Genomic DNA, 8215 nt, shown 5'->3' with positions numbered 1-8215 from the left:
GAGCCTTGAGCTCCTTGAAGGGTCGTTCGAGACCAGGACGTTGATAGGCTGGGTGTGGAAGTGCAGTAATGCATTAAGCTAACCAGTACTAATTGCCCGTACGGCTTGTCCCTATAACCTTGGCAGTACAAGGTTGAGATTGACAGCTGTTTGTTGATACCAGATTCAAAAAACTAAATACTTCTTCCGGATTCAGAGTGGCGCCCAGCACAGCGAAGCGCACTCGTACAGTTTATGCCTGATGACCATAGCAAGTCGGTACCACCCCTTCCCATCCCGAACAGGACCGTGAAACGACTTTGCGCCGATGATAGTGCTGCAACCAGTGTGAAAGTAGGTTATCGTCAGGCTAATTAATAGCAGTAAGTAAAGTAGTAATGCAAAACCCCGCTCAGTGACCTGAGCGGGGTTTTTTGCTTTTCACGTCGGAAATTTTTGGATAGATTGCATACCAATTAATTTAGTTGTTTTTAAGTGAATTTTCACTAAACTATCGTAGCAACTGAGCTTTTCTGTAGAGCAAAATATTTTTGTCAGGTAGCATCCTGTACTTTCTTATTTTGAGCACGCCATGACTGCCGACAGCGACACGCCCGCGCGGTCCAGCCGCGCAAAACCGCCTCGCCTCACCACGCTGATGGTGTCGTATGCCGGACTGACGGTCGCCGTCACGGTGATTCTGCTGTTGCTGCTGGTAGACCATTTTGCAGTCCGGCACGCCACCCAGGAAGCACAGCTGCGGCTGGAGCAACTCTCCTGGCAGATGCGTGACTCGCTCAACCACACGCTCGACCAGACCGTACGCGACGTACAACTGCTGTCGGCGCTGCCGACCATCCTCCATATCGATAAAGCCTCAACGGCGCGCCGCGTCGTCGAACAGTTGCAGAGCCAGTACCGGGATTACACCTGGATTGGTGTGGCAACCCCGGACGGCAAGGTGCGGGCAGCGACCGGTGGCTTGTTCGAAAACGGCGACGTCACGGTGCGGCCCTGGTTCCATAAAGGTCAGCACAGCGTGATCACTGAGGATTACCACCCCGCCATACTGCTGGGCAAGCTCCTGCCGAAAGCGGCCGAACCCTGGCGCTTCGTCGACATCGCCGGCCCGGTCCGCGACGAGAACGGCAAACTGCTCGGCGTACTGGCGATCCATCTCAGCTGGGACTGGGCGCGGAGCCTGGCACGCAAGCTCTTGACGCCTGCGCTGCGCGATTACGGCGTCGAGATCTTTGTGGTGCGCAGCGATGGCGTGGTCCTGCTTGGCCCCGCCGGCATGCTGGAAAAACAGATTGCGACCGACAGTCTGCGCCTGGCCCTGCAAGGCAAGACCGGCGCCATTGCCGAACGCTGGGCGGATGGCCAGACCTACATGACCGGCTACAGCCTGACCGGCCGCGGCGGCGATCCGGCCACCCTGCACTGGGCAATCCTGGTACGCCAGACCGAGCGAGCTGCCATGGCCTCGGCCAATGCCTTCGAACGGCGCGTATTCCTGTTCAGCATCGCCCTGGCCGTGATGCTGGCCGCCGCCATGGCCTTGCTGGCGCGCCGCCTGGTCGAGCCCCTGAATGTGCTGAGCCGGGCGATCGAAGACCTCGCCCATGCGCCGGCGACAGCGACCCCGGACTCGGTGCCACGGGTGGACAGCTTCCACGAGGCCCTGGTGCTGTCGGAAGCCTTGTCTCACCTGGTGCGCAGCGAGCGTGACCACCGTGAAGCGCTGGAGGGAATGAACGCGCAACTGGAAGAAACGGTCGCGGAGCGCACCGCGGAGCTGCAGCAATTGCTGATGCGCGATACGCTGACCGGCCTGCCCAACCGCCGTGCGCTGATGCAGACGCTGCCGCGGGTGATGGCGCGCGCGGCCCAGATGGCGCGTCCGTGCGCGGTGATATTCCTCGACATGGATGGTTTCAAGGCCATCAACGACACCCGCGGCCATGAGGAAGGCGACGCCTTGCTGCGCCAGTTCGGCGCACGCATCCAGGCCAGCATCCGCGAGACCGACCTGGCGGTGCGCCTGGCCGGCGACGAATTCGTGGTCATCCTGGACATGGTGAACGACCTCGAGGAGGCCGAGCACAAGGCGTGCTATCTGCTGGCCCAGCTGGAGCGGCCATTTGCGCTGCAAGGCGGAGACGTGCGGGTCGGTGCCAGCATCGGCCTGGCCCTGCAGCGGCCGCACCAGGCGCAGGACCCGACCGGGTTGCTGAGCCGGGCCGACCAGGCGATGTACGAGGCCAAGCGCAATGGCAAGAACCGCGTCGCGGTGAGCGCGCTGGACCGCGACAGCGCCGAGGTATCGTAGGCGATCCCGGGAGGGATCGGATTCAGGCCGCGCTCAGACGCCCCACAGGATGTCGGCGCCCTGGTCGCGTGCCGCACGCAGCATTTCCAGCAGCGGATAAGCGCGCGTCGAGAAGGTCACCGCCTCGATCGCTTCGTGTTCGGCGTCTTCGTTGTCGCCATGGTGGGCCTTGACGTCCTGTTCCATCTCGTCGGTGGCCTGGTGCTTGCGGCTTTCCTCGATTTCGCGCTCGAGCACGGTGACGGCCTCGGTCGCTTCCTGGGACGTGATGACGCCGCGTTCAGCCTCCGCATTCTTGTTGAGCAGGTCGAGGATACGCTTGGCGTGCTCCTGGTACATCATGACATTGGGGTAGGCTTTGGTTTTAAAGGTAATCAGCATAGTGTTCTCGTCAAACGATCAGTAACTAAACGATAACACGTCTCGCCGGGCGCCGTCGGTGCGCCGCCGCACCGGTCAGGCGGGTTGGCGCCGGAACAGCCAGGCCAGGGCGAGGGTGAGCAGTGCCAGGGCGAGGGCAGCGGCAGCCGCGGCCACCATCCAGTCGGCCGCCGCTCCAAGCAGCGACACCATGGTCCATGCGAGCCCGCCCCACGACAGCGTCACGGCCAGTTCCAGCATCGAACACAGGAAGTTTTCCTTGCCGCGCGCCTTGAAATTGCTGCGCGGGGCCGGCCGTCCGACCCACAGCACGACCAGGCCCGCGCTCAGCACCGCGCCGGTGACGGTGAAGGCGGTTATCAGCCCGGCCAGCGGTCCGTGCACGATCATCCACAACAGGGGCAGCGCGGCCACCAGCAGCGGCAGCATGGTGGCCGCGGCCAGCTTGGCCAGGCGGATCGTGCGCATGGCCGCGGGGGAAGACAGCAGCAGGTCGGGCGCATCCTCGGCCGAGATGACGATCCAGGCCAGGGCGCCGGTCAGGGAGCTGCACAGCAGGGTCAGGCCGGCAGCGATCGCCGGCCCGGATACATCGTTGTTACGCAGGATGAGGAAGAGCAGCGGCACCAGGTACACGACCTGCAGCAGCACCTGCGAGATCAGGTGCGGATCGCGTGCGATCAGGCGCCATTCCTTGGCCACGATGGTATCGAACAGGGTGCGCCGGAAGCGGAAGCGCACGCCGCCGGCCGCCCGTGGCGCCGCATGCCCGATGCCGGCCGCCTGCTGCAGGCCTTTTACGAAGAAGCGATGGGTGCGCGCGATCGTCAGCAGGCAGGCGGCGGCGGCCAGCGCCACCAGCACCAGCAGCGGCAGGGCTTCGCCCAGCGCGGCCCGTCCGGGCAGCCACAGCGGGCTGTCCGGCGCCAGGATGCCGTTCTCGATCATGTGTTGGGCCGACTGGGCCAGCGCGCGGTCGTCGCCGCGGAAGATGAAATTGAAGGACTGCGACAGCAGGAACAGCAGCGCGCCCGCGACCGCGGCCAGCACCTGCGCCAGCACGCGCGTGCGGCGCGCCCCGAACACGCGCACCAGCGCCAGGGTCAGCAGCATGGCGGCGCAGGCAATCACGAGCGCGAGCGCGGCCACGGTCGGATAGATGGCGAGCCAGCCCGGCCGGCCCATGAACAGGGCGACGTGGGCGAAGGGCGTGAACAGGAACAGGAACAGCGCGGCACTGCTGGCGGCCACGCCCAGCAGGCGCACCGAAAAGATGCTGCGCGAGGGCAGCGGCGAGGACAGCAGCAGGTCGAGGTCGCCGCGCTCGAACAGGGCCAGCGTGCATGCCTTGAGCGCGTTCGACAGCATGAAGGTCGACAGCACCAGCAGCACGGCCCCGGCCAGTATGCCCAGCAGCGCCGGATCGACCGGATTCCTGCCGAGCGCATGGAGCAGCGCAAAGGCGACACCGTGCATCACCGACCAGCCGGCGATCCAGACGAGGATGCTGAGGATGCCGGGACGGCGCTTGCCGCCGCTGACGGCCGAGTTGTACCAGGCCAGGCGCAGCTCGTGGCCGAGCAGCCACAGCGTGCTTCCGGGCGCCGCTTTCACGCCTGCTCCGTCAACTGCAGGAACACGTCCTCGAGGCTGCCGCCCAGCGTGCGTTCGCGCAGCTCGGCCAGCGTGCCTTCGGCGATCAGGCGTCCCTGGCGGATGATGCCGATGCGCTGGGCCAGCTTCTCCGCCACTTCCAGGATATGGGTGGTGAGGATGACGGTGCCGCCGCCGGCCACGTGCGACAGCAGCAGGTCCTTGACCTGGCGCGCCGCCGCCGCATCCAGCCCGGTCAGCGGCTCGTCGAGGATGAGCAGCTGCGGCTCGTGGATCAGGGCGCCGGCCAGCGCCAGCTTCTGCTTCATCCCGCGTGAAAAGCCTTCGGTCACCTCGTGCGCGTGCTTCGACAGGTCGAGCCAGTCGAGCAGGTAGCGGCCGCGCGGCTCGGCTTCCTCGGGCCGCAGGCCCCACAGGCCGGCGACGAATTCCAGGTACTCGGGCGGTTTCAGCTTCCCGTACAGCATCGGGTCGTCGGGCAGGTAGGCCATGCGGCGCTTGGCGGCGGCCGGATCGCGCGCCAGGTCGATGCCGAGCACCTCGACCGCGCCGCTGTCGGGCGCCAGCAGGCCCGTGACCATGCGCAGGGTGGTGGTCTTGCCGGCGCCGTTCGGGCCGAGCAGGGCATACAGTTCGCCGCGGCGCACGCTGAGGTCGAGGCCGTCGACGGCGGGACGGCCGAAATGCTTGCGCAGGGCGCGCAGTTCAAGGGCGGGGGTGTCTGCGGTCATGGATGCACCAGGCTCAAAGCAGGGTGAAGGAAGTGAGGAATTGCTCGATCTGTTCGGGCGGCACGGTCTTGTCGCGGCCGATCACGATCACCTGGTAGAAGCGGGTGCCGCGCGCCTGGAAGCGGCCGACCAGGCGCATCGGCCCGCCCTGGCCAGTACCGGTGGCGTCGACCTGGGTGGCGACTGCCGCTACTGGCGCCGCCTGCGCAGGCGGCAGCGGCGCGCCGATATTGCGCAGCAGCGCCAGCTTCATCGCCGCCAGCGCGGCCTGCGCGCGGCCGGCATCCGGCGCCTCGGCGGCGCCGACCGCGAAGGTGGCGCCCTCGACCTCGGCTGCGGTCATGGTCATGCTGACCTGCAGGCCGTCGAGGTCGATGGTGCGGGTGGCGCTGCTCGGCTTGGCCGGGAAGGTGACGCGGTAGCGCGCGTCCGGACTCGTGTAATCGCGCCAGTTGTAGGTCGGGCTGCAGGCGGTCAGGGCACACACGAAAGCCAACGCATGGGCCGCGCGCGGCGGCAGGAGTCGGGTTGTCATGGTGCCATGGTAGCAGGGCTGGCGTGGCCGTGGCACATGCATATATGCAAGACCCTATCTGAACTGGGAGTTGCATCGGAGCGCCCCAGCCTGGTGCCGTATCATTCTGGCATGTACGTACGCAATCGGTCTGCGACATGATGAAACGTATCGGCATCCTGCTTCCTCCGGATTTTCAGGTCCTGCACCTGATGGCCGGTACCGTCTATGAGCTAGCGAACAGCCTCGCCGGCGAAGACTGTTATGCCGTGAGCCTGCTGTCGGAACACGGCGGCGTGGTCGCCAGTTCCTCGGGAACCGGAGTGCTGACCCAGGCTTGCGCCCGCGTCGACTACGACACCCTGTTGGTTGCCGGCCAGACGGTGCCGACCACGCCGTCGGCGCCCGGCCTGCTCGCCATCCTGCGCCGCGCCGGCGTCGAGGCGCGCCGCGTCGCCAGCATGTGCACCGGCGCTTTCCTGCTGGCCGAGGCCGGCCTGCTCGACGGCAAGCGCGTGACCACGCACTGGGCGCTGGCGCGCGAGCTGCAGCGCAGCTATCCGCGCGCACGGGTGGAGGAAGACCGCATCGTCATCAACGAGGGGCGCATCTGGACCTCGGCCGGCATGACGGCCTGCGTCGACCTGTGCCTGGCACTGGTGGAAAGCGACCACGGCGCGGCACTGGCGCGCAGCATCGCGCACCGGATGGTGGTGCACTACCGCCGCAGCGGCGGCCAGTCGCAGTTTTCGGCGTTGCTGGCGCTGGAACCGAAATCCGACCGCATCCAGCGCGCGCTCGACTACGCCAAGCGCCATCTGCGCAAGCCGCTGTCGCTCGACGAACTGGCCGAAGCCGCCCACCTGAGCACACGCCAGTTCAGCCGGACCTTCCGCATCGAGACCGGGCAGTCGCCGGCGCGTGCGATCGAAGTGCTGCGGGTGGAAGCGGCACGCGCCATGATCGAGGGCAGCAACCACTCAATCGACGCGATCGCCCGCGAAACCGGGTTTTCCGATCCCGAGCGCATGCGTCGCGCCTTCCTGCGTACATTCGGCCAGCCGCCACAGGCGATCAAGCGCGCCGCGCGCGAGCAGGCGGCGCCGGCTTAGGCCGGTATGAAAAAGGCCGCCAGTCCTGCGACTGGCGGCCTTCCCGGCTTCTGCTATGCGGACTGGCAGCCGATTACCAGCCCAGGTCCTTCAGCAGCGGCACGGTCAGATCGACCGGCGGCACCAGGGTGGTGGTCAGGTCGGCGTTGATGTTCGGTTCCATCAGCAGGTTCGGCACCGCGGTCACATCCCAGTGCGACACCGACGAACCGGACACCAGCGGGTTCGGGGTGTACAGCAGCGGGTTGCCGTTGGCGTCCGCACCGGCGATGCGGACCGGATCCACGCCCAGCGCGACGGTGACGGCGCCCGGCTTGGCGCGGGTGCCATACGGCACGGCTGCGGCCACGGCAGCCTTTAGCGCATCGCCGTCGGCCTGGGTGATGCCGGCCGAAGGAATGGTGACGGTTGGGTCGCTGCCGCCCGGAGCGATGGCGCCGGTGGTGTTGTTCGCCAGCAGGACGGCGACGGCGCCCGCGTTCTGCGCATTTTTTACCTTGATCGCGAAGCTGCAAGTGCCGCGGCTGATGACCACGACCTTGCCGCGCACCGCCATCGTGTTGGTGCTGTCGAACGCATCGCAGCCCGGACCGGTTTCATTGGCCTGCGGGGTTAGCGTGGCCAGGGCGCCGAGGGTGCCGCTGGCCGGCAGTGCCGGGCCGAAGGCGGACGGGCTGAAGTCGATATTGCGGTTGCCGCTTGCCACCGGCGAGCTGGTCTTGACCAGCGGGATATGACGGAGGAAGCCGGCGCCGGCTTTGACGTTCGGGCCGATCCACGCCAGTTGCAGCGGGTTGATGGCCGACGCCTTGCGTTCCGCCGCCGTCATGGCCAGCCAGGTCTTGCGGGCCGTGTTGTCGTACATGTACTGTTCCCAGACGCTCGGGAGACCGCCAGTGGCGACATAGCCGGTGCCGGCAGCGTTCAGGCGGTTGCCGGTCGAGGTTTGCACGCTCACCACCGAGAAGCCCAGGCCATGGCCCAGTTCGTGCAGCAGGGTTTCGACGAAGTTGACCTTGGTGCCGGCATTGCCATCCAGACCCAGGTAGAAGGGCGAACCTTCCAGGCAACCGGTGTTGCCGAGGTTGACGTTGAACTGGGTCTTGATGTCGACGTTGCCGTAACCGCTGCCGTCGTCGGGCGTACCGGCGCTCAGGTCGGTGCCGGCCAGCTTGTTGGCCAGCGCCTGCGGATACCAGGTACCCGGCTTGGAGTTCGGGAAATCGTGCCAGATGTTCCAGGCGCCGGCGCTGCCGAGGGTGGCCGAGGTGGCGGTGCAGCTCAGGGCTTCCCAGCCGGCGCTGACGTTGATGGTGACGTTGCTCTGCAGGTTGCGTTCCCAGATGTCGGCGACATAACGGTAAACGTTCAGGCGCTGCTGGCCGAGCGTGGTGCCAGTATTGCCGCCGACCGGAGCCACCGGGGTCGGGTCGTTGAAGCCGACGCCGGCCGGGTCGCGGCTGGCGATGTTGATGGTGGCGGCCTGGCTGGCCAGGCAGGTAAGGGCGCAGGCGGCTGCGATCAGCGAACGCGAAATGGCGAGGGTGCGCAT

Annotated in this window: 7 protein-coding genes and 2 rRNA genes; 4 read left to right on the top strand and 5 right to left on the bottom strand. The window is 66.4% G+C overall.

What is annotated here, in order from left to right; translation table 11 throughout:
- From U1H99_RS18985 to U1H99_RS18975, 3 genes are all read left to right on the top strand, one after another.
- Nucleotides 1–113, top strand: a 23S ribosomal RNA gene (locus tag U1H99_RS18985); the annotation flags it as partial.
- Between the two features lie 124 nt (nt 114–237).
- Nucleotides 238–350: ribosomal RNA gene (rrf, locus tag U1H99_RS18980) — 5S ribosomal RNA — on the top strand.
- 221 nt (nt 351–571) lie between these two features.
- Entirely contained in the window at nt 572–2311 is a 1740-nt protein-coding gene (locus tag U1H99_RS18975) for a diguanylate cyclase domain-containing protein (protein ID WP_323143255.1), read from the top strand.
- A 33-nt stretch (nt 2312–2344) separates the two neighbouring features.
- Here the strand turns inward: U1H99_RS18975 and U1H99_RS18970 are convergent, their stop codons facing one another.
- From U1H99_RS18970 to U1H99_RS18955, 4 genes are all read right to left on the bottom strand, one after another.
- Nucleotides 2345–2692, bottom strand: a complete 348-nt coding sequence (locus tag U1H99_RS18970) for a DUF1840 domain-containing protein (protein WP_323143254.1) — start codon at nt 2690–2692, stop codon at nt 2345–2347.
- Between the two features lie 75 nt (nt 2693–2767).
- Complete coding sequence (locus U1H99_RS18965; RefSeq protein ID WP_323143253.1) at nt 2768–4306, bottom strand: hypothetical protein; 1539 nt, start codon at nt 4304–4306, stop codon at nt 2768–2770.
- On the bottom strand, nt 4303–5037 hold the full coding sequence (locus tag U1H99_RS18960) for an ABC transporter ATP-binding protein (RefSeq protein ID WP_323143252.1): 735 nt from the start codon (nt 5035–5037) through the stop codon (nt 4303–4305). The genes U1H99_RS18965 and U1H99_RS18960 overlap by 4 nt, the downstream gene beginning before the upstream one ends.
- A gap of 13 nt (nt 5038–5050) precedes the next feature.
- Nucleotides 5051–5572 carry a hypothetical protein gene (locus U1H99_RS18955; protein WP_323143251.1) on the bottom strand — a complete coding sequence of 174 codons (522 nt, stop codon included), beginning with the start codon at nt 5570–5572 and terminating at the stop codon, nt 5051–5053.
- A 140-nt stretch (nt 5573–5712) separates the two neighbouring features.
- Between U1H99_RS18955 and U1H99_RS18950 the strand changes: the two genes are divergently transcribed.
- On the top strand, nt 5713–6663 hold the full coding sequence (locus U1H99_RS18950; protein WP_323143280.1) for a GlxA family transcriptional regulator: 951 nt from the start codon (nt 5713–5715) through the stop codon (nt 6661–6663).
- A 73-nt stretch (nt 6664–6736) separates the two neighbouring features.
- On the opposite strand, the gene U1H99_RS18945 is transcribed toward U1H99_RS18950, so the two are convergent.
- Complete coding sequence (locus tag U1H99_RS18945; RefSeq protein ID WP_323143250.1) at nt 6737–8215, bottom strand: PA domain-containing protein; 1479 nt, start codon at nt 8213–8215, stop codon at nt 6737–6739.

Source organism: Massilia phyllosphaerae (genome assembly GCF_034659755.1).
Classification (GTDB): Bacteria; Pseudomonadota; Gammaproteobacteria; order Burkholderiales; family Burkholderiaceae_D; genus Telluria; species Telluria phyllosphaerae.
The sequence above is the reverse complement of the archived record's forward strand: the minus strand, read 5'-3'. Positions and strand labels throughout refer to the sequence as shown.

Excerpts from the sequence above, each read along its gene's own strand:
- U1H99_RS18975 (WP_323143255.1), top strand. The coding sequence starts at position 572 with ATGACTGCCGACAGCGACACGCCCGCGCGGTCCAGCCGCGCAAAACCG.
- U1H99_RS18970 (WP_323143254.1), bottom strand. The coding sequence starts at position 2,692 with ATGCTGATTACCTTTAAAACCAAAGCCTACCCCAATGTCATGATGTAC.
- U1H99_RS18960 (WP_323143252.1), bottom strand. The coding sequence starts at position 5,037 with ATGACCGCAGACACCCCCGCCCTTGAACTGCGCGCCCTGCGCAAGCAT.
- U1H99_RS18955 (WP_323143251.1), bottom strand. The coding sequence starts at position 5,572 with ATGACAACCCGACTCCTGCCGCCGCGCGCGGCCCATGCGTTGGCTTTC.
- U1H99_RS18950 (WP_323143280.1), top strand. The coding sequence starts at position 5,713 with ATGAAACGTATCGGCATCCTGCTTCCTCCGGATTTTCAGGTCCTGCAC.
- U1H99_RS18945 (WP_323143250.1), bottom strand. The coding sequence starts at position 8,215 with ATGCGCACCCTCGCCATTTCGCGTTCGCTGATCGCAGCCGCCTGCGCC.